The following is a 20,999-nucleotide window of genomic DNA, read 5'->3' on the forward strand; positions in this document are numbered from 1 at the left end:
TCGGGCAGACTCGCCGCTTATGATGCTGCGTCCGCCATCAGCCCTGATCGCGCCGAGCCTCGGGAACCGGAAATCATGAAGGCCGACGAGGTCAAGCAGACCGACCGCGTGCGGGGGGTGATCGATATCGCCCTGCGTTCCCTGCCGGATCTGCGCCGCAACGCCGAAACGGTCGATCCCGTTTCGCGGAGCCGCGTCCCGGCCCTCCTGCGCCGGGCGCAGGAGCGGCTGGACTGGCGCCAGCTCCCGGGCCTGCGGCCGCCGCCGAGCAAGCCGAAGAATCTGGTCGGCAGTCTTTTGCGCCAGTTCGGCGTCTTCGTCCTGCTGCCGACGGTCCTGGCGGGGATCTATTTCTACGCCTTCGCGGCCGATCAGTACGTGGCCGTGTCGCAATTCGCCGTGCGCGGCAACGTCGAGCCGATGGAAGAAAGCTCGGGCGGGCAGTTCTCCGACCTGATCATGAAGCACAACAGCCAGGACAGCTTCATCATCCGGGACTTCGTCGAGAGCCGCGCGATCGTCGCCAAGATGGAAGAGAGCCTCCACATCTCGCAGATGTTCTCGCGGCCGGAAGCGGATTTCTGGACGCGCTACCGGGTCGATCAGTCCATGGAGGAACTGGTCAAGTACTGGAATAAGCATGTCGGGACGCGGATCGAGGTGCTCTCCGGCATCATCACGCTGAGCGTGCGCGCCTTCACGCCGGAGGATGCCCTGGCGATCAATCGCGGGGTCGTGGCGCGAAGCGAAGCGCTCATCAACGACATTTCCCGCCGAGCCCAGGCCGACATGGTCAAGCATGCGGAGGCCGAGGCGACGAAGGCGCAGGAGCGCCTGCGCAACGCCCACATGGCGCTCCAGGTCTTCCGGAATCGCTGGGGCATCATCGATCCGGCCAAGGCCGCCGAGTCCACCCTGACGACGATCGGCACGTTGCGGAAGGACCGGCTCAAGGCCGAGTCCGACCTCGCGGTCCTGCGCGGCTCCAATCTCGACGAGAAGTCCCGCAGCATCCAGAACCTGGCGTCCACCGTTGCGGCCCTCGATCAGCAGATCCAGAAGCTGACCGACCAGCTCACCAGCGACGGCCTGTCGGGCTCGAACGCCGCGAACAACATGACCCGCGCACTCCTCGAATACGAGGGCCTGCAGGTCGAGCGCGTCATCGCCACCAAGCTCAACGAATCCGCGAACCTGATGGTGGACCGGGCCCGCATCGCCGCCAACAAGCAGCAGATCTACCTGGCGACGTTCGTCGAACCGGCCCTGCCCGACGATTCGATCTTCCCGCAGCGCGGCTACAGCATCATGGTCGTCTTCTTCGGGTGCCTGGTGGTCTGGAGCTCGATCGCCCTCATCCTCGCGGGCGTCAACGACCAGCGCCTCTAGAGTTTGTCAGGGATCGGTGGAAACCTGCTATCCCGAGAAGACAAACGACAGAAGAGACATCGAGCGTCTGCCGGGTTCAGGATGAACCCGACGGACTCCAGCCCGTCCCACGCCCCGGTCGTTCCCGCCAGCACGCATGTCCGAATTCACCGATCTCATCGCCCGCGCGGTCAATCCCGCCATGTCCCGCACGGAGCGGGAAGCGGTCTACAGCGTCGTCAAGCAGGCGGTCGAGCGCTTGCAGGCCCGCGACGGCCTGGAGGCGAACGATCCGCGCAGCGCGCTGCAGCAGCATCTCGTCGAGGAGACGATCCGCGACGTCGAAGCCGACATCGCCCGGTTCCATTCGATGGAGAAGCTCGAGCGCGCCCACGAGGCCCAGATGGCCGCCGAGCGCGCCAACAACGGGCGCTAAGGTCGGCCCGTCGGGGCGACCCGGGTTTTTCAGCTCCCGCGATCAGCCATAGGCGGCCACGGCCCGGACGCTGCCGGGCTCGGCCACCGACAGGCCGGCCTCGACGTACTCGTTGAGCTTGTTGCGCAGGGTGCGGATCGAGATGCCGAGGATCCTGGCGGCATGCGTCCGGTTGCCGAGGCAATGGTCCAGGGTGTCGAGGATGAGGTCGCACTCGACCTGCGCCACCGTCTGCCCCACGAGGCCGCGCGTGGCGGCCTCCGCCACCCGGGCGGCGCGCTCGGCCGGCCCGGCCGAGACCGGTGCGATGCTGTCGCCCTCCGGGGTCAGGATCGCGTCGGGTCCGATCTCGGGGCCCGCGGCCAGGAGCACCGCGCGGTGCAGGGTGTTCTCGAGTTCGCGGACGTTGCCGCGCCAGGGATTGGCGCGCATCAGGCCCTGGGCCTCGGCGCTGAGGGGCCGCACCGGCACGCCGTTCACCTCGGCGTACTTCCGGGCGAAATGCGCCGCCAGTTCGAGGATGTCGGCGGGGCGCTCGCGCAGGGGCGGCAGGCGCAGGTGTACGACGTTCAGCCGGTAGTAGAGATCCTCGCGGAAGGTGCCCTTGCGGACCTCTTCCACCAGGTTGCGGTTGGAGGTGGCGAGCACGCGGATGTCGACCTTGACCGGCGCGGTCCCGCCGACCCGGTCGATCACCCGCTCCTGCAGGGCGCGCAGTAGCTTCGACTGCAGCCGCACGTCCATCTCGGAAATCTCGTCGAGGAGGAGCGTGCCGCCATGGGCCTCCTCGAAGCGGCCGATGCGGCGCGCCACGGCGCCCGTGAAGGCGCCCTTCTCGTGGCCGAACAGCTCGGATTCCAGCAGCGCCTCGGGAATCGCCGCACAGTTCACCGAGACGAAGGGCCGGTTGGCCCGGTTCGACTTGCCGTGGAGATGGCGGGCCAGGACCTCCTTGCCCGTGCCGCTCTCGCCGGTGATGAGCACGGACGCCTCCGAGCGGGCCACCTGCTCAGCGAGCTTGACCACCTTCTCCATGGAGGCGTCGCGCCAGACGAAGGCGCGCCCGTCCTCGGAGACCGCCTGCAGCACCGCCGCGATCAGCTCGGGATCGGGGGGCAGGGGGATGTATTCCCGCGCGCCGGCCTGGATCGCGGCCACCGCCGCCTTGGCGTCCGTGGCGACGCCGCAGGCGATGACGGGGGTGCGGATGCGCTCCTCGGCCAGGGCCGTGACCAGATCGCGGATCGCCAGGGCCACGTCGATCATGATGAGGTCGGCGCCCTTGGCCCGCAGCACCGCGAGGCCCTGGGCGAGGCTCTCGGCATTGGTGACGGCCGCCCCCCGGTTCATGGCGATCTTGGAGGCGGTGATCAGCTCGCCGTTGAGCCGTCCGATGATGAGAAGCCGCATGGCTCAGGGTCTCCGTCAGGGTCGGCTTCGCGCGGGGGGCGCGGCAGCCGGGAAGGCGAGGGGGATCAGTGGTCGCTCTTGATGATCTCGGTCATCGTGACGCCGAGGCGATCCTCGACGAGCACCACCTCGCCGCGCGCCACGAGGCGGTTGTTCACGAAGATGTCGATGGCCTCGCCGACCTTGCGGTCGAGCTCGAGCACGGCGCCGGGCTGAAGCCGGAGCAGGTCGCCGATCGGCATGCGCGAGGAGCCGAGCACCGCCGAGACCACCACCGGCACGTCGAAGACCTGCTCCAGGTCGGCGGCGCTCTTGGGCGTGGTGGGCGTCTCGCGGATCGACTCGGTGCCGAGGCCGTCGAAGGAGGCATCCAAGCCGTTGAGCTGGGGCAGGCTGAAATCGTCGGACATGCGGAGGTTTCTCGGGCTGAGTTCGGGTCGGGCGGGCGGTTCAGGCTGGAAGTCCGAGGGCGGAGAGCACCGCGGCTTCGATCTGGGCCCGGTCCCGGACGACGCCGCCATCGGCCCATTCCATGCGGGCATCGCCCGGCGCGAGATCGGGCTCGCCGAGCACCACGAGGCGGCCCTCGAAGCCGCGCTCGCGGGCGAGCCGCTTCACCAGGGCCTCGGAGTCGTCGACCAGGCTCTCGTGCACCCGGACGACGAGGTGGGGGACGCCGCGCAGGTGCTGGAGCGCGGCGCGGGCCGCGTCGCCGATCGCCGCCAGGGGCTGCGCGTCCAGGGCCTCGCCGGCGATCTTGCGGGCGAGCAGGATGGCGAAGTCGAGGGCCTCGTCCTCGCGCGCCTGGTCCCGGGCGTCCGATTGCCCGATCAGGCCCGCCGCCGCGAGGCCCACCCGGGTGAGGGCGTCGGACAGGCGCGCCTGGATCTGCTGCTCGGCCAGGGCCTGGCCCTCGCGCAGGCCGCGCGCGTAGCCCTCGGCCTCGGCGCGCGCCACGGTCTCCGCCAGGGCGGCCGCCTCCTTGGCGGCGACCGGGTTGTCGGGCCGGGGCCGGAAGTCGGTGTCGAAGAGGAAGCGGCGCGCGTTCAATAGACCAGCTCCTCCTCGCCGCTCGACTTGGCGATCATGATCTCGCCCTTCTCGGCGAGTTCCTTGGCCAGCTCGGTCATCTTGGCCTGCGCCTCGTCGACGTCCTTCAGGCGGATCGGGCCGAGGGAGCCCATCTCGTCGGTAATGTTCTTGGCCGCGCGGGTGGACATGTTCTTCAGGAAGAAGTTGCGCACCCGGTCGTCGGCGCCCTTCAGGGCCCGGCACAGGGTCTCGTTGTCGACCTTGCGCAGGAGGGTCTGGACGCTGCCGGCATCGAGCTTCAGCAGATCCTCGAAGGTGAACATCAGCTGGCGGATCTTCTTGGCCGAGCCGCGATTGGCCTGGTCGAGGGCGGTGAGGAAGCGGCCTTCCGTCTGCCGGTCGAAGGCGTTGAAGACGTCGGCCATCAGCTCGTGGGCGTCGCGCCGCGTGGTCTGCGCGATGGTCGACACGAACTCGACCCGCAGGGTCTCCTCGATGTGGCGCAGGGCCTCCTTCTGCACGGTCTCCATCCGCAGCATCCGGTTCAGGACGTCGATGGCGAAGTCCTCGGGGAGGATGGTGAGCACCCGGGCCGCGTAGTCCGAGCGCACCTTGGAGAGCACCACCGCGACGGTCTGCGGGTACTCGTTGCGCAGGAAGGAGGCGAGGATCTCGGGATCGATCTGGGTCAGGCTCGCCCAGACGCGCTTGCCCGAGGCGCCCTTGATCTCCGCCATGATCGAGGAGACCTGCTCGGACGGGAAGATCTTGAGGAGCAGGGATTCCGTCCGCTCGAAGTTCGAGGTGATACCGCCGCCGGAGGACAGGCGGGACACGAAGTCGACGATGAGCTTCTCGACCGTCTCGGCCTCGAGGGAGCCCAGCTGCACCATGGCGTGCGAGACGAGCTTCACCTCGTCCTCGTCGAGCATCTGCCAGATCGGCGCGCCCTCGCTCTCCCCGAGGAGGAGCAGGAGCGCGGCGGCGCGCTGGGCCCCGGTCATGGCGCCGAAGGCGCCGTTGCCGCCCTTGGCGAGTTCCGCCTGGAGGTTCAATCCCGAGGACATGGTCTCAACGCCTCACGGTGGGGAGGGGGGACAGGACGCGCATCAGCTCTCGTGAATCCAGTTGCGGAGCACTTCCACGGTCTCGCTCGGGCTGGCGCGGACCATGTCGACCACGCGCTGGACGGTCTCGGCTTGGACCTTGCCGTTGAGCTGCGCGAAATCCACGAGGCGGGCGGTCGGGTTGTCGGGCGCCACCATCAGCGCCTCGCCGCCCGCCACCGCTCCGGCCGCTCCGGCGCCCGAGACCAGGGCGATCTGGATCGGCTCCGAGGCCAGCACTTTCTTCAGGAGCGGGCGCACCACCGCCATCAGGACGATCAGGGTCAGCATCGTCAGCACGCCGAGTTCGACGATCCGCATGATCTCCTCCTTGGAGGGAGAGAGCAGCGACTGGACCAGGGACGGCTCGGCGAATTCGGCCGGGACCGGCGTCTCGGCGAAGCGGAGGTTCACCACCTCGACCTGATCGCCGCGCGCCTTGTCGAAGCCGATGGCCGAGCGCACCAGGGCGGCGATGCGGTCGACCTCGGCGGCCGGGCGGGCCTGGTAGACGGGCTTGCCGTCCGGGCCGGGCACGTAGGCGCCGTCCACCACCACCGCCACGGAGAGGCGCTTGATCCGGCCGCCTTCGGCGACCTCGGTCTTGGTCACCCGGGAGATCTCGTAATTCGTGGTCTCCTCGTTCTTGTTCGTGGAATCCTTCTGGGTCGGCGTCTGGCCGGGCTGATTGGCGCCCGGGAGTTCGTTGCCGACGCTGACCGCGCCCTCGGCACCGCCCGTCAGCGAATTCTCGGTTCGGGTCTGGGTCGAGCGCACCACCCGGCTCTCGGGGTCGAAGCTCTCGGACCGGCTCTCGATGCGGTTCAGGTCGAGCTCGGCGCTGACCTGGATGCGGGCGCGCCCGGCGCCGACGATGCCGGCGACGATCTCCTCGATCTGCGCGCGCAGGCGGCGCTCGATGCCGACCTGCTTCTCCTCCATGCCGGCGCCGGTCTCGGCCTCGGCCCCGCGGGCGCCGTCCGCGAGCAGGCGCCCGCGCTCGTCGACGATGGAGACCCGCTCCGGCTTCAGGCCCTCGACGGCGGAGGCCGCGAGGTGGCGGATGGCGCGCACCTGGGAGGGGTCGAGGTCGCCCATCAGCTTGAGCACGATGGCGGCGCTCGGCATCTCCCGGTCGCGCTCGAACAGCCGTCGCTCGGGGATCACGAGGTGGACGCGCGCCGCCTGGACCCGCCCGATGGCGCGGATGGAGCGGGACAGCTCGCCCTCCAGGGCGCGCAGGTGGTTCACGTTCTGGACGAAGTTGGTGGACGAGAAGGCGTCGCCCTTGTCGAAGATTTCGTAGCCGACGCCGGCGGCGCTCGGCAGGCCCTTGCCGGCGAGGTCCATGCGCAGGCGGGGCAGGTCGGCCCGGGGGGCGAGGATGGTCTGGCCCGCGTCGCCCTTGGTCTCGTACTTGATGCCGCGCGCGTCAAGGTCACGGATCACGGCCGAGGAATCCGACATCGACAGGTCGGCGAAGAGCACGCCCATGTCGGGCTTCGAGACACGCAGGATCACGAAGGCGAAGAAGCCGATCAGCGTCATCGTGACGGCGGCCATGGCGGCCAGGCGCGCCGGGCCCAACTTGGTCACGAGGTCGAGGACCGGTTTCACGACGCGACGCACCCACCCGAGACGCGGCGCCGGACTGCCGGCACCCGCTCGGCAAAATTTGCCTGGGTCGTGGTTAGCGTCGAGTTAACGATCCTGAACGAAGGAGTGCCGGCGCCACCCGGGAAGACCGCAAAACGCGAAAGCCGCGCCCGGGTGAGGGGACGCGGCTTCCGGGTTCGGGAGGGGCGGCGACGGGGTCCGACGGAGACCCCGGCCATCGCCCGGCTCAGTGGCGGTAGTGCTGGATGCGGGTGGTGCGCAGGCCGGCCAGACCGTGCTGATCGATGGAGAACTGCCAGCTCAGGAACTCCTCGGTGGTGAGGGTGTAGCGCTGGCAGGCCTCTTCGAGGCTGAGCAATCCGCCTCTGACGGCGGCGACCACTTCGGCCTTGCGACGGATCACCCATCGCCGGGTCGTGGTCGGCGGAAGGTCCGCGATGGTTAACGGACTTCCATCAGGCCCGATGACGTACTTAACTCTCGGGCGGCTTGGTTCGGTCATGATACGCTCTACAACTCGACTGACCTGTCGAGATTGGAAGCTACTTGTGCCCACTTAAGATATCTTGAAGCGGATCGTTCGCATTGGATTCGCCCTGTTCGTCATGTGGACAACCCGGCGCCGATGTCCTGAACGGTGGAGACCGGAACCCGTGATTTGCCGACCATCAGCACCGGCTCCGAGCCGCTGAGATCGACGCTGTCGACGGTCCCGCTCACCTTGGTGTCGACCGTGACCTTCGACCCCGTGGCGTCCACGGCATCGACCTTGATCGCGTAGGTCCCGTTGGGCGCGGTGAAGCCGCTGGACGAGCGGCCGTCCCAGGTGAAAGCCTGTTCGCCCGCGGTGAGGGCCTTGGTCTGCGTCGCCACCACGTTGCCCTTGGCGTCGCTGATCGTCATCGTCGCCTGCTTGGCCGCCCGCGCCGGCGTCAGGGTCCAGCTCGCGGCGCCGTCCTTGAGAGCCGTGGACTTGCCGTCCGCCGTGATCGTCTGGCCGATGAAGCCCGTGGCCGAGGCGGCGCTCGACGACTTCGCATTGCTCAGGATCGAGTCCAGGCGGTCGTTGGACTTCAGCTGCTGCTCCACGCCGGCATACTGCACCAGTTGCTGGGTGAACTGGTTGGTGTCCATCGGGTCGAGGGGATTCTGGTTCTTCAGCTGCGTGGTCAGCAGCGTCAGAAACTGGGTGAAATTCCCGGCGAGCTCCTGCTGCGAGGTCTTGGTCGTTCCGCTCGACGCGGTGGTACTCGAAGCGCCGGTGATGCCTGAAGCCATGATCGGGTTCCTCAGATGCGGATGTCGATGCCGAGGAGGGCGCCGTAGCGGCGCATCGGAACGGCGGCGAGGGAAGTCGGATCGGGTGTGTCGGCATGGGCGCTCCGGCCCGTCTCGGACCGCTGCCCATCGGAACCGGCGCCGCTCTGTCGGTCGTCGGACGGACCGTCTCCGCGGAGCGAGAGGTTGATGCTGCCGTCGCCGGGATTCAGGCCGGCCTGGGCCAGGGCCTGCTGCAGGTTGCCGGCGTCGCGCTGCAGCAGCGCCAGGGTCTCGGGGCGGTCGACGACCAGACGCGCCTGGACCGCGCCGGTCTCCTTGTCGATGTCGAGGTTGACGTCGATGCGGCCGAGATCCTTCGGATCGAGGCGGATCTCGAACTGGTTGCTGCCCGCGAGGGAGCGCAGGCCGATCGTCATCGGCACGGCGCCGAGGGGCACCGGCGCCGGTGCGGGCGCGCCCGGCGCGCCGGGGGCGGCCGCCTCCGCCGCCTTCGCGTGCGCCGGCGCGGGCGCCGCCGGGGCGGCGGGCGTCAGGTCGGTGCGGGCGGCGGCGTCCGAGGCCGGGGCGAGGGCGGCGGCGAGATCGCCCTGCGGCTTGCCGTTGCCCGGCTCACCGCTCTCGGACCCGTCGCCACGGCCGGCGGGCGCCTGGACCTGCAGGCCGGGCAGCCCCCGGGCCGCGCTCCCGTCGTGGTTCGTGCCCACGGCCACGACCGGCGCAGCGGTCCCGGACGCATCGGCGGGAACCGCGCCGCCGGGGCCGGGCGCCGCGGCGCCCTGCGCGGCGGAAGCCAGGGCGGTGGGCGGTGGGGCAGTCGGCAGGAGCAGAATCGGCGTCGCGGTTCCGGCCTGCGCGGTGGCCTTGGTCTTCTCCGACGGGTCGGCGGAGGCGGCTTCCCCGGCCGTCGTGGCGCCGGTGGCTGCGTCGCTCTCGGCCGGCGCGGTCGTGTCCTGGCGCGCGCTCGCCCCGGGTGATGCGTTCGTCGCGTCGCGCGGGCCCCGCGCCGCGTCCGATGCTCCGGGACGGGCGGGATCGCGTCCGCCGCGGGCCTCGGCGCCGGCCGCGCCCGTCCTGTTGCTGCCCGCCTTGGCCCCGTCCGCCTTCACCCCCTCCGCCTTGGCCCCGTCCGCCTTGAGCGCGCGCGCTTCGACCTGACGCGCCTCGGCCGCGGCCTTCGCGGTGTCGCGGGCCTGCGCCGCCTCGCGGTTCGCTGCCGCGTCGTTGGCCCGTTGGGAGGCGATCCGGTCGCTGCGGGCATCGGCCGCCGCACGGTCGTCCCGGGCATGGGCCTCCGCGGCCCGCGGACGAGGGTCGGGCGCGGGCGGGTCGAGCCGGAAGGTGGTGGCGGCCGATCCCCGCGACGGAACCGCGCCCGGCGAAGCCGTGCGCCGGGATAGTGCGTTCCAATCGATCGATGAGACGGCCATGGGCGACAATCCTCTCCGCCGCATCCCTCCGCAAGGTGCGGGCCAGCGCGCGCGGAACGCAAGCCACTGTACAGAAAAGTCTTTTTCTCTGAGACCCCGTCCCGCGCCGGTGCAAGGGGGCAAATCCTGCCGGGCGCCCGGCAGCTTTGGCCCGACCGCCGCCGCCATGCGCGGGGACACACCCGGCGCATCGGCCTCCCTGGAACTCGCGCCCGAGGATGGCTATAGACTCACGCGCGGGGCCGGACCGGTCCCTCCCGGCACAGTCTGGCGCGATGAATTCCCTCGATCTTCCCAAGGCTCCCCACGAGACGCGCGTCGTCGTCGCCATGTCGGGCGGCGTCGATTCCTCCGTCGTGGCCGGGCTCCTGAAGCGGCAGGGCTACGACGTCGTCGGCATCACGCTCCAGCTCTACGATCACGGCGCCGCCACCCATCGCAAGGGGGCCTGCTGCGCCGGCCAGGACATCCACGACGCGCGCCGGGTGGCCGAGACCCTCGGCATTCCCCATTACGTCCTCGATTACGAGGACCGCTTCCGGGAATCGGTGATCGACCGCTTCGCCGAGAGCTACCTCGCCGGCGAGACGCCGATCCCCTGCGTCGAGTGCAACCGCTCGATCAAGTTCCGCGACCTGCTGCGCACCGCCCGGGACCTGGAGGCCGATTGCCTCGCCACCGGGCACTACGTGGCGAGCCGGCCCGAGGCCTCCGGCGGACGCGGGCTCTACCGCGCCCTCGATCCGGCCCGGGACCAGAGCTACTTCCTCTATGCCACCACGGCGGAACAGCTCGACTTCCTGCGCTTCCCCCTGGGCGAGCTCCCGAAGGACGAGACCCGGCGCCTCGCCCGCGACCTCGGCCTCGCCGTGGCCGAGAAGGCCGACAGCCAGGACATCTGCTTCGTGCCCCAGGGGCGCTACGCCGACGTGATCGCGCGGCTGCGGCCGGACGCGGCCCGGGCCGGGGAGATCGTCGATCTCGGCGGCCAAGTGCTCGGGCAGCACGAGGGCATCATCCACTACACCGTCGGCCAGCGCCGGGGCCTGCGCCTCGCGGTGGGCGAGCCCCTCTACGTCATCCGCCTCGAGCCCGACACCGCCCGGGTCGTGGTCGGGCCGCGCGCGGCGCTCGCCACCAGCCGCATCCGCATCACCGACCTGAACTGGCTCGGCGATGCGGGACCGGTGGAGAACCTGCCGGTGGCGGTGCGCGTGCGCTCGACCCGGGAGCCGCGACCGGCCCTCCTGAGCCGCGATGCGTCGGGCGACGGCGCCGAGATCGTCCTCGCCACCCCGGAGGACGGCGTCTCGCCCGGACAGGCCTGCGTGCTCTACGCCGATGACGGCCCACGCGCCCGGGTCCTCGGCGGTGGCACCATCCGGCGCATCGACGCGTTGGCGACCGGCGCGGCCGAAGCGGCCTGACCGGATCACGGCCCGAACGAACCCCATCCCCCAACAGGACGACGAGATCGACATGCTGAGCGAGCCGCGGGAGGCCGGTCCGAGCACCGCCCTGATGCGCAAGGCCTATGCGCGCTGGGCGCCGGTCTACGACGTGGTCTACGACAAGCTGACGGAGCCGGCCGCCCGCGACGCGGTGAACGCCGCCGTCGCCTGCGGCCCGCGCATCCTCGAGGCCGGCGTCGGCACCGGCCTGTCGCTGGGCTACTACCCCCCGACGAGCTTCGTCTGCGGCGTCGACCTCTCCGAGGACATGCTGAAGCGCGCGCGCGCCAAGGTTCTGCGCCGCGGCCTGCGCCACGTGCGCGGCCTCCAGGTGATGGACGTCTGCCGCCTCGGCTACGCCGATGCGAGCTTCGACGCCGTGGTGGCGCAGTTCCTCATCACCCTGGTGCCGGATCCCGAGGCCGCCCTCTCCGAGTTCCTCCGCGTGATCCGGCCGGGCGGCGAGATCGTGCTGGCCAATCATTTCGGCCAGGACACCGGGCCCGTGGCCAAAGTCGAGGAGATCGTGGCGCCGCTCTGCACGAAGATCGGCTGGTCCTCCGACTTCAAGGCGAGCCGGATCGAGGCCTGGGCCCGTGCCCATGGGGTCGAGTTCATCGGCGTCGCGCCGACCTTCCCGGGCGGGTTCTTCAAGATCCTGCGGATGCGCAAGCGCGGGTGAGCGCGCCGACGCCTCCGCCCGCCGGACCCGCCGGAGCGCCGAGCCGGCTGAAGCGCCTCCTTCGCTGGGGACCGCTCCTGCTCCTCGTCTGCGCCTCCCTGGCCGTGCTGGCCTCCGGCGCCTCGCATCTCCTCAGCCTCGACCGGCTGCTCGCCTCCCGGGCCTGGCTCAACGCCTGGGTGGCCGAGGATCGCTTCCGCGCGATGGTGGTCGCCTACCTCGTCTATGTCGGGGCCGTGGTGGTGTCGGTGCCGGCCTCGCTCTTCCTGACGATGCTGTGCGGATTCCTGTTCGGGATCGTGCCCGGCGCCCTCGTCGCCGTCGCCTCGGCCACCACGGGGGCCGCCATCGTCTTCACCATCGGGCGCGGGGCTGCCTCCGACCTGCTCCTGCGTCGGGCCGGTCCCCGCCTGGCGGGCCTCGCGGCGGGCTTTCGCGAGGACGCCTTCGGCTACATCGCCTTCCTGCGCCTGCTGCCGATCTTTCCATTCTGGATGACCAACCTCGCCCCGGCCGCCTTCGGGGTGCGGCGCAGCACCTTCGTGCTGGCGACCCTGGTCGGCCTCCTGCCGGGGGCCTTCGTGTACGCCGCCACCGGCGCGGCGATCGAGGACGTGGTGCTGGCGCACGAGACCGCCAAGGCGGCCTGCCTCGCCGCCGACGGCCTCGATTGCGAGAACGCCCTGACTTTGCGCGCTCTCATCACCCCCAAGATGGTGCTCGGCCTGGGCGCCCTGGCCGCCCTGGCCCTGATCTCGGTATTCCTACGACGTCGCCTCCAGGCGCGGCGCCGGCTAGAATCCTGATCGAATTTGGCCAGACACCTGATCTAAAAAGTTGTATCTCCGGACGCAGCCTAATGCGGTGCGGAGCGTTGGTGGGCAATCGCGCTCCGAGCCGTCGCCCTGAAAACGCCACTGGATCACGCTCCAGATCGGGTTCACGCCGTCACCCGCCGCGCCGTTGGGACACCGGAAACGCCAAGTACCGAGATGGGTGTGACGTCGCGCGTCGAAATTCAGCAGGAGGCGACCGCCACGAACCCCGTGGCCGCCCGCGGTCTCGGCCGGCATCTCGGCCTGTCCGGTCGGCTCTTCCTGCTCACCGTGGCGTTCGTGGCGCTGATCGAGGTGCTGATCTACGTCCCGACGGTGGCGAATTACCGCCGGATGTGGCTGTCGGACCGGATCGCCGCCGCCCAGGTGGCCGCCCTCGTCCTCGACGCGGCCCCCGACCAGCAGGTCTCGGAAGGGCTGTCCCAGCGCCTGCTCGCGGGTGCGGGCGCGCGCGCCATCGCGGTGCGCGGCAACGGGACCCGCCGGCTCCTCGCCAACGAGCCGGTCCCGGACACGGTCTCGGACACCATCGACCTGCGGTCGGAGCATTGGATCCGGTCGATCAACGGCGTCGCCCGGACGCTCCTGACCGAATCGGGCGATCCGATCCGCGTGATCGGGCACGGCCGCGACGGCTTCGACCTCGTGGAGATCCTGATGGATCCCCACCCCCTGCGGGAGGCCGTGGCGGATTTCTCGATCCGGCTGGCTCTGTCCTCCCTGGCCCTCGCGGCGACCGTCGCGGGCCTGATCTTCCTCGTCCTGCAGCGGGTGATCGTGCGGCCGGTCCGGCGCCTCGTCCAGAACATCACGGGGTTCGCCGACGATCCGGAAGCGATCGACGGCGTGATCGTGCCCTCGCGGCGCACGGACGAGATCGGCCATGCCGAGATCGCGCTCGCCCGCATGGAGACGGCGCTCGCGAGCGAGCTGCGCGAGAAGCGGCGGCTGGCCGGCCTCGGGTTGTCGGTGAGCAAGATCAACCACGAACTGCGCAACCTGCTGACGACGGCGCAGCTCCTCAGCGACCGCCTCGACGGCGTCGCCGATCCCGTCGCCCAGCGGGTGGCCCCCCGCCTCGTCGCGACGCTGGATCGGGCGATCCGGTTCTGCGAGGAAACCCTGGCCTACGGGCGGGCGACGGAGCGCAACCCGAACCGCCGCCTCGTCCCCATCGCCCAGATCGTCGCCGAGCAGGCTGACCTGGCCGGGCGCGGGCGCGATTCGAAGATCGTCATCCGCGAACTCTGTCCGACCGAGCTCCGGATCTTCGTCGACCCGGACCAATTCTCGCGCGCGCTCGCCAACATCGTCCGGAACGCCGTGCAGGCCCTGAGCCCGCAGGGGGCCGGCTACGAGGCGCCGTCCCAGGAGAACCCCGAGATCACCATCCGGGCCCGCCGCCAGGGCCAGCCCGGCGCCGGCGAGACGACGATCCTCGTGGCCGATAACGGCCCCGGCCTGCCGCCCCGGGCCCGCGAGCACCTGTTCTCCCCGTTCAAGGGCTCGTCGCGCTCCGGCGGCACCGGCCTCGGCCTCGCCATCGCGTCGGAGCTGATCGAGCTGAACGGCGGACGCCTCAGCCTCGACGACACCGCGATCGGCACCTGCTTCCGCATCACCATCCCGGACGCCGCCGTCGCCTGAGCCGACGTCGCCGGATGGCGGACCGAAGGGGCGGGCGCTACTCCGCTGCCGCCGCCAGGGTCAGGCCCGGCACTGTGATGCCGATGTCGCGCAGGAGCTCGGCATCCGAATCGGTCTCGTTGTTCGCCGTGGTCAGCAGCCGCTCGCCGTAGAAGATCGAGTTGGCCCCGGCGAGGAAGCAGAGGATCTGCGCCTCGCGGGTAAGGCCCTTGCGGCCGGCGCTGAGGCGCACGCGGGCACGGGGCATCACGATGCGGGCGGTGGCGCACATCCGCACGAGGTCGAGGGGGTCGACGGCGGGGCGGTCCTCCAGGGGCGTGCCCTCCACCGCCACGAGCGCGTTGATCGGCACGCTCTCGGGGTGCGGCGCGTGGTTGGCCAGCACCTGCAGCATACTCGCCCGGTCCTTCACCCCTTCGCCCATGCCGACGATGCCACCGCAGCAGACGCCGATACCGGCATCGCGCACGTTCTGGAGCGTGGTGAGGCGGTCCTCGTAGGTGCGGGTCGAGATGATGTCGCCGTAGAAGTCGGGGCCGGTGTCGAGGTTGTGGTTGTAGGAGGTCAGCCCGGCCTCCGCGAGGCGCTCGGCCTGCGCAGGCGAGAGCATGCCGAGGGTGACGCAGGCCTCCATGCCGAGGCCGCGCACGCCGCGCACCATCGCCAGCACGGCGTCGAATTCCGGCCCGTCCTTGGGCTGGCGCCAGGCCGCCCCCATGCAGAAGCGGTGGGCGCCCGCCGCCTTGGCCTCGGCCGCCTCCCGCAGCACGGCATCGACCGGCATCAGGCGCTCGCGGGCCATGCCGGTGCCCTTGTGGTGGGCGGATTGCGGGCAGTAGGCGCAATCCTCGGGGCAGCCGCCGGTCTTGATCGACAGCAGGCTGGCCCGCTGGATGTCGGCCGGATCGTTGTGGGCGCGATGGACCTCCGCCGCCCGGAACACCAGGTCGAGGAGCGGGAGGTCGTGGATCGCCTGGATCTCGGCCACGGTCCAGTCGTGACGGATGGCGGCTGAGGCGGGAGCCGCGCGGGCGGCGAGGGGGGCCAGGGTGTCGGTCATAGCCCCCATGAGGCGAATCTCGGCCGGAAAATCAAGCCGGCCGCACGCCCTCAATGCGTCGGTTCGCCCGCCGCGACCTTGGCGGTCCAGTCGTCGAAGGCGATGATCTCCTGGCGCTGCTCGCCGAGCCCGGCGATGCCGAGGGTCATCACGTCGCCGCTGCGCAGGAAGCGGGGCGGCTTGCGCGCCATTCCGACGCCGGGGGGCGTGCCCGTGGTGATGATGTCCCCGGGCTCCAGCATCATGAAATGCGAGACGTAGGCGACGAGTTGCGCCGCGTCGAAGATCATCGTGGCCGTCGAACCCGTCTGCATCCGGGCGCCGTTGACGTCGAGCCACATGCCAAGATTCTTCAGGTCGGGAATCTCGTCGAGGGTGACGAGCCAGGGACCGAGGGGTCCGAAGGTCGGGCAGCCCTTGCCCTTCGTCCAGGTGCCCCCGCGCTCCATCTGGTACGCGCGCTCGGACACGTCGTTGCAGATGCAGGCGCCCGCCACGTAGGACAGGGCCTCGTTGGCGTGCACGTAGGAGGCGCGCGCGCCGATCACCAAAGCGAGTTCCACCTCCCAGTCGGTCTTGGCCGAGCCCTTGGGCAGGATGACCCGGTCGTTCGCCCCGGCGAGGCACGAGGGCGCCTTGTTGAAGAGGATCGGCTCCGGCGGAATGTCGGCGCCGATCTCGGCGGCATGGTCGCTGAAGTTCAGCCCGATGGCGACGAAGTTGCGGGTGCCGCCGACGCAGGGGCCGAGGCGGGTGTCCGCCGGCAGGGCCGGCAGGCTCGCCGGATCGAGCCGGCGCAGACGCTCCAGGGTCTCGCGGGACAGGGCAGGCCCGGCGATGTCGCGCACATGGGCCGAGAGGTCGCGCAGGACACCCTGCGCATCGATGAGACCCGGCTTCTCGTCTCCGCTCGCGCCGTGGCGTACCAGTTTCATCGCTCGTGCCTCCGCATGGCTGTCCCCTGCCTGACATCGATCGGAGCGGGACGGGCGGCAAGGGGCAATCGGCGACGGATGGCCTGCCGTCTCACCGGCCGATCGTGCCGGGACGCCGGGCCCATGACCGGCCTGTCGCCGAAAGGTCACACCCCCGTCCGGAGATGCGCCGGGCGCATTTTTTCGCCCGCGCGGCTTACTCACGTCGACGAGAGTTTAGATGTGAACCATTCTGCCGGCATGCTCGCCAGAGCGCGGCCAGGCCTGCATTATCGCGCCAATTACAGTATTGCTTTCGAACTATCCGATAGTTTGACTTTTCAATCCGTGATTTGCGAAGTCGCGCCACTCGCGTCATTGTCGCCCCCAAGGTGCGAGGCCGTCCCGAACGGGACAGGACAAGCGAGCACCAACAATAGGGATGGGTCTGACGTCATGATGGGCACGATTCGGCGCTGTTCTCTGCGCGGCCTCGCGCGATCGGGAGTTTCCACGGCCATCCTCTGCGCCGGCGTGGCCGGCGCCTCGGCCGGCGCCTTCGGCATCCGCGAGCAGAGCACCGAGGCCCAGGGCCTCGCCTTCGCGGGCGCTGCCTCGGGATCCGGCGGCGTCTCCTCGATGTTCTGGAACCCCGCCACCGTGACCATGCGGCCGGGTTGGGTCACCGAGCAGAACCTGTCCTTCATCAACCTGTCGGCGAAGATCACGCCCGACGTGGGTACGAACCCGGCCTTCGGCCGCCTGGGCGACAGCGGTGAGCTCGGCCAGGGTGCGATCGTTCCGGCCGGGGCGACCTCCTACCAGCTCAACGACCGCCTCTGGGTCGGCATCACCTCCGGCGCGCCCTTCGGCCTCGTGACCAAGCCGCGGCAGACCTGGTCGGGCGAGCTCTACGGCCGGTCGAGCCGCATCTTCTCCCTGGCCTTCAACCCGGTCATCGGCTTCAAGGTCAACGAGTGGCTCTCCGTCGCCGCCGGCCCGAACATCGAGTATTTCAAGCTCGTCCTGCGCCAGGCCTTCATCCCGTCCCCGGTCTTCAACCCGGCGGCCCTGCCGAGCTCCGGCCTGAAGGGCGACTCCTGGGGCGTCGGGTTCACTGCGGGCGCCCTGATCACGCCGTTCGAGGGCACCGCGATCGGCGTCGGCTACCGCTCGTCGGTCCATCACGACATCGGCGGCCAGCTCATCCTGCCCGGGGCCCTGGCGGCGCTGGGCGGCGACATCAAGGCCAAGCTGAACACCCCCGAGAAGCTCAGTGTCGGCCTCACCCAGGCGATCACCCCGGTGGCCCGCGTCAATCTCGGCTTCGAGTGGGACAACTGGAGCCGCCTCGGGCTGGTCAACATCGTCTCGGCCGGCGCCCGCGCCGCGGCCCCGCCGCTGACCCTGAACTACAAGGACGGCTACACCTACTCCATCGGCGGCGAGTACGACTGGTCCCCGGCCCTGACGGTCCGGGCCGGCGTCGCCTACGAATCCTCCCCCATCGACTTCTCGAACCGGTCGGTGCGCCTGCCCGACGGCGACCGGGTGAACGTGTCGGTCGGCGGAAGCTACCGCTGGAGCGAGAAGCTGACCCTCAACGTCGCCTACTCGCACTTCTTCGTGGACAAGGGGCAGATCCTGGCCGGCCCCGGCCGCGACTACAACGTCCAGAACGTCGTCTTCGCGGGCGTGGCCGACAGCAGCGCCGACATCGTCTCGGTGGGCTTCCGCTACGTCTTCGGGGAGCCCGTCGCCGCCGCGCCGGCCCCGCTGGTGCGCAAGTTCTGAGGGCGTCGGGTATTCAGGGCGGCGGAACCGCTGCGGTCCCGCCGCCGTCGAAGCGCTTCACGTAGAAGATCCGGTCATGGCCGGGCGGATAATCGGTGATCCGCCCGCACTCGGTGAAGCCGAGGCGCGCGTAGAAGCCGGGGGCCTGGAACGTCCAGGTGTCGAGCCAGATCCCGGACAGGCCGCGCCGGCGCGCCTCGGCCTCGGCCTGCCGCATCAGGCGCCGTCCCAGGCCCTGCCCGCGCGCCGGCCCCAGGGCCAGCAACTCCACGAAGAGCATGCCGTAGCCGTGCCGGCCCCAGAGGCCGCCGACGATGGCGCCGTCCGCATCCCGCACCGTGAGGGCGAGGAGGCCCCAGTCGCCGCCCGGCACCTGCGCCTCGTTATAGGCGACGAGGGGCGCCAGGATCGCGGTCCGCATCCCCGGGTCGGGCTCCGCCTCCAGGCGGATCGTCCAATCGGACCCCGTTGCGGCGACGCTCATGCCTTCATGCGAACATAGGTGCCCGGCGCCGGGCCCAGCGAAGCGAGGCCGCCTTCGCCCGGCAACCGTGCCGGGACGCGGGCGGGGGCCTGGTGCTCCAGCCACGCGAACCAGTAGGGCCACCAGGAGCCCTTGGTCTCGGTGGCCGCCGCCATCCAGTCCTCGAACCGGCCCTTGGCCGGCCCTCCGGTCCAGAAGCCGTATTTCGGCTTGGCCGGCGGGGTCACCACCCCGGCGATATGGCCCNNNNATGGCCCGAGCCGGCGAGCACGTAGTCGACCGGTCCGCCGAACTTCGCGGAGCCCTCGAACACCGACAGGGCGGGCGCGATGTGGTCCTCCTTGGTGGCGAGGTTGAAGATCGGGATCTTCACCTTCTTCAGGTCGAGCCGGACGTTGCCGAGGATCATCTTCCCCTGCGCGAGCGTGTTGTTCAGGTAGCAGTTGCGCAGGTAGAACGAGTGGTTGGCCGCCGGCATCCGGGTGGAATCGGCGTTCCAGTACAGCAGGTCGAAGGGCATCGGCGTCTGGCCCTTGACGTAGTTGTTGACCACGTAGGACCAGATCAGGTCGTTGGGGCGCAGCATGTTGAAGGCGGTCGCCATGCCGGTGCCTTCGAGGTAGCCGCGCTTCTGCATCCGCGACTCGATCAGGCGGATCTGATCCTCGTCGGCGAACACCTTCAGGTCGCCCGCATGGGTGAAGTCCACCTGCGTGGTCAGGAAGGTGGCGCTCTTGATGCGCTTGTTGCCGGTGGCGGCCTGCATCGCCAGGGTCACGGCCAGGAGGGTGCCGCCGACGCAGTAGCCCGCCGCCGCGACCTCGTTCTCGCCGGTGGCGACCCCGATGGCATCGATCGCGGTCTCGATGCCCTCCCGCATGTAGCTCTCGAAATCCTTGTCGGCGTGGCGCGCATCCGGGTTGACCCAGGAGATGCAGAACACCGTCAGGCCCTGGCCGACCATCCAGGCGATCAGGCTCTTCGAGGGGTTCAAGTCGAGGATGTAGAACTTGTTGATCCAGGGCGGCACGATCAGGAACGGCCGCTTGAGCACCGTCTCCGTGGTCGGCGCGTACTGGATCAGCTCCATCAGGTCGTTGCGGAAGACGACCTCGCCCGGCGTCACCGCGACGTTGACGCCGACCTCGAAGCCCGCCGCCGGATCGGTCTGGCGCACCCGGAGCTGCCCCTTGCCGGCCTCGATGTCCTCGGCGAGCATCTTCATGCCGCGCACCAGGTTGGCGCCGTTCTCTTGGAGGGTGTGGCGGATCAGCTCCGGGTTGGTCATCACGAAGTTCGAGGGCGACAGAGCCCCGGTGATCTGGCGCAGGTAGAACTGCGCCTTGTGCCGGGTGTGCTCGTCGATGCCCTCGGCCTCGTCCACGAGGCCCTCGGCCCAGCGGGAGGTGATGAGGTAGCTCTGCTTGATGAAGTCGAAGATCGGGTTGGTGGACCATTCCGCATGGGCGAAGCGGTTGTCCTTCGGCTCGGGCTCGGCCACAGGCGGAGCGCTCTCGCCCTGCAGGCGCTGCCAGGTCGAGCCCCAGAGGGTGATGAAGGCCTCGCTCAGCTTCGTCTGTGCCTCGACGGTCTTCTTCGGGTCGGCGAGCCAGGTCTCGGCGACGCTGCCGAGGGTGCGGACCACGTCCTTGACCTCCTCGGGCGGCTCGACCGCCTCGACCGGCAGGGCGTCCGGCGTGCCCACGGGCTTCATGTAGCGCGACGCGGCCCGGCCGAATTCCTCGACCAGCAGGCTCGCGTTGCGGGACAGGGCCTCGATGTCGGGCAGCGGTGTCGTCCGTTCGGTCGTCACGCGTGCATCTCTCCCCGAGTGTGGCCGAACCTTTGGCCGCACGACGCCTGCCGCACGGTCGAGGGGGCCTCGTTTCCGACAAATTAACGCGCCATCGCGGAGTTCCGCCAGAGCGCACGCCTCCAAAACGGCCGACTTCTCCCATGTCCGGGCTTCACAACTCTCAGTTTGTCGCGGTCCTCGCCGTGGCCCTCCTGCTCGCGGGATGTTCCGGCGACCTGAATCCCATGCGGATCGCCTACGGCACCGGCGAGGCCGGGCCGCCCGCCAAGGCGCCGGACTTCGTGGCCCAGTCCCGCCGCGGCGGCGACGACTTCATGCCGGTGGGCGTCTCCGCCCCGGCCCGGCCGATCCGGGCCAAGACGCCCGAGGGCACCAAGGCCCTGGAGGCGGAGCTCGTCGCGGCGCGCGGGCGCAACGAAGCGCGCGGCCGGTCCGCCGAGGGCGCGGCCCAGGCCGCCAAGCCGTAGGCCCCCCAGATATCGTTCGGCGTCGGGGCACAAAACTGCTAGACGGGAAGCGAGCGTGCGGATTCTGCGACGGCCCTGCGCCAGGCGAGGCCGTCAAAAGACGTCCGGATTCCACCCGAGGGACATCCGGAGAAGACCACGCCGCCATCTCGGGATGATGACAGCTTCGCG

The 20,999-nt window shown here is 70.2% G+C and carries 19 protein-coding genes and 2 pseudogenes; 8 read left to right on the top strand and 13 right to left on the bottom strand.

The annotated features are described in order from the left end of the window. The first annotated feature begins 75 nt into the window (after positions 1-75). Positions 76-1,389, top strand: a complete 1,314-nt coding sequence (locus tag ASF18_RS18310) for a hypothetical protein (protein ID WP_056211034.1) — start codon at positions 76-78, stop codon at positions 1,387-1,389. A 136-nt stretch (positions 1,390-1,525) separates the two neighbouring features. Further along, entirely contained in the window at positions 1,526-1,804 is a 279-nt protein-coding gene (locus ASF18_RS18315; protein WP_056211036.1) for a hypothetical protein, read from the top strand. Positions 1,805-1,846: 42 nt separating this feature from the next. Here ASF18_RS18315 and ASF18_RS18320 read toward each other — a convergent pair whose 3' ends face one another. The 8 genes from ASF18_RS18320 to ASF18_RS18355 form a co-directional block, all read right to left on the bottom strand. Further along, positions 1,847-3,214, bottom strand: coding sequence for a sigma-54 dependent transcriptional regulator (locus tag ASF18_RS18320; RefSeq protein WP_056211038.1), 1,368 nt, complete (start codon positions 3,212-3,214; stop codon positions 1,847-1,849). Between the two features lie 65 nt (positions 3,215-3,279). Next, complete coding sequence (gene fliN, locus ASF18_RS18325; RefSeq protein ID WP_056211040.1) at positions 3,280-3,624, bottom strand: flagellar motor switch protein FliN; 345 nt, start codon at positions 3,622-3,624, stop codon at positions 3,280-3,282. Positions 3,625-3,664: 40 nt separating this feature from the next. Continuing rightward, entirely contained in the window at positions 3,665-4,264 is a 600-nt protein-coding gene (locus ASF18_RS18330) for a FliH/SctL family protein (RefSeq protein WP_056272775.1), read from the bottom strand. Further along, entirely contained in the window at positions 4,261-5,313 is a 1,053-nt protein-coding gene (gene fliG, locus ASF18_RS18335; RefSeq protein WP_056211044.1) for a flagellar motor switch protein FliG, read from the bottom strand. The genes ASF18_RS18330 and fliG overlap by 4 nt, the downstream gene beginning before the upstream one ends. Before the next feature lie 42 nt (positions 5,314-5,355). Then, a complete protein-coding gene (gene fliF / locus ASF18_RS18340; protein ID WP_056211431.1) occupies positions 5,356-6,969 on the bottom strand; it encodes a flagellar basal-body MS-ring/collar protein FliF in 1,614 nt (537 codons plus the stop codon). A gap of 226 nt (positions 6,970-7,195) precedes the next feature. Then, the gene (locus tag ASF18_RS18345; RefSeq protein WP_018044452.1) at positions 7,196-7,471 is read right to left on the bottom strand and encodes a DUF1153 domain-containing protein; all 276 of its coding nucleotides are present in this window, start codon (positions 7,469-7,471) and stop codon (positions 7,196-7,198) included. A gap of 101 nt (positions 7,472-7,572) precedes the next feature. Beyond that, positions 7,573-8,247: a flagellar hook capping FlgD N-terminal domain-containing protein gene (locus tag ASF18_RS18350; RefSeq protein WP_056353776.1), complete on the bottom strand. Its 675-nt coding sequence runs from the start codon at positions 8,245-8,247 to the stop codon at positions 7,573-7,575. Positions 8,248-8,258: 11 nt separating this feature from the next. Then, the gene (locus ASF18_RS18355; protein WP_056353779.1) at positions 8,259-9,677 is read right to left on the bottom strand and encodes a flagellar hook-length control protein FliK; all 1,419 of its coding nucleotides are present in this window, start codon (positions 9,675-9,677) and stop codon (positions 8,259-8,261) included. A gap of 275 nt (positions 9,678-9,952) precedes the next feature. On the opposite strand from ASF18_RS18355, the gene mnmA reads away from it, so the two are divergent. From mnmA to ASF18_RS18375, 4 genes are all read left to right on the top strand, one after another. Then, complete coding sequence (gene mnmA, locus ASF18_RS18360; protein WP_056353783.1) at positions 9,953-11,104, top strand: tRNA 2-thiouridine(34) synthase MnmA; 1,152 nt, start codon at positions 9,953-9,955, stop codon at positions 11,102-11,104. Between the two features lie 52 nt (positions 11,105-11,156). Beyond that, positions 11,157-11,810, top strand: a complete 654-nt coding sequence (locus ASF18_RS18365; RefSeq protein ID WP_056353787.1) for a class I SAM-dependent methyltransferase — start codon at positions 11,157-11,159, stop codon at positions 11,808-11,810. Next, a complete protein-coding gene (locus tag ASF18_RS18370) occupies positions 11,807-12,616 on the top strand; it encodes a VTT domain-containing protein (protein ID WP_056353791.1) in 810 nt (269 codons plus the stop codon). Before ASF18_RS18365 ends, ASF18_RS18370 begins: the two co-directional genes overlap by 4 nt. A gap of 192 nt (positions 12,617-12,808) precedes the next feature. Beyond that, positions 12,809-14,293 carry a HAMP domain-containing sensor histidine kinase gene (locus tag ASF18_RS18375; RefSeq protein WP_244472746.1) on the top strand — a complete coding sequence of 495 codons (1,485 nt, stop codon included), beginning with the start codon at positions 12,809-12,811 and terminating at the stop codon, positions 14,291-14,293. Between the two features lie 37 nt (positions 14,294-14,330). Here ASF18_RS18375 and bioB read toward each other — a convergent pair whose 3' ends face one another. Both bioB and ASF18_RS18385 read right to left on the bottom strand, forming a co-directional pair. Beyond that, a complete protein-coding gene (bioB, locus tag ASF18_RS18380) occupies positions 14,331-15,353 on the bottom strand; it encodes a biotin synthase BioB (protein ID WP_056211057.1) in 1,023 nt (340 codons plus the stop codon). Between the two features lie 50 nt (positions 15,354-15,403). Then, a complete protein-coding gene (locus ASF18_RS18385; protein WP_056353795.1) occupies positions 15,404-16,288 on the bottom strand; it encodes a fumarylacetoacetate hydrolase family protein in 885 nt (294 codons plus the stop codon). A gap of 438 nt (positions 16,289-16,726) precedes the next feature. Between ASF18_RS18385 and ASF18_RS18390 the strand changes: the two genes are divergently transcribed. Then, entirely contained in the window at positions 16,727-18,061 is a 1,335-nt protein-coding gene (locus ASF18_RS18390; protein ID WP_056354542.1) for an outer membrane protein transport protein, read from the top strand. Between the two features lie 13 nt (positions 18,062-18,074). On the opposite strand, the gene ASF18_RS18395 is transcribed toward ASF18_RS18390, so the two are convergent. The 3 genes and pseudogenes from ASF18_RS18395 to phaC form a co-directional block, all read right to left on the bottom strand. After that, positions 18,075-18,545, bottom strand: a complete 471-nt coding sequence (locus tag ASF18_RS18395; RefSeq protein WP_056353798.1) for a GNAT family N-acetyltransferase — start codon at positions 18,543-18,545, stop codon at positions 18,075-18,077. Then, positions 18,542-18,791, bottom strand: a pseudogene (locus ASF18_RS24880) (class I poly(R)-hydroxyalkanoic acid synthase); the annotation flags it as partial. The pseudogene ASF18_RS24880 and the gene ASF18_RS18395, both read right to left, overlap by 4 nt. Positions 18,792-18,795: 4 nt before the next feature. Next, positions 18,796-20,358: pseudogene (gene phaC, locus ASF18_RS18400) on the bottom strand (class I poly(R)-hydroxyalkanoic acid synthase); the annotation flags it as partial. A gap of 143 nt (positions 20,359-20,501) precedes the next feature. Between phaC and ASF18_RS18405 the strand changes: the two are divergent. After that, entirely contained in the window at positions 20,502-20,828 is a 327-nt protein-coding gene (locus ASF18_RS18405) for a hypothetical protein (RefSeq protein ID WP_056211063.1), read from the top strand. Positions 20,829-20,999 lie beyond the last annotated feature (171 nt).

It is taken from the genome of Methylobacterium sp. Leaf89 (assembly GCF_001422215.1).
Taxonomy (GTDB): Bacteria; Pseudomonadota; Alphaproteobacteria; order Rhizobiales; family Beijerinckiaceae; genus Methylobacterium.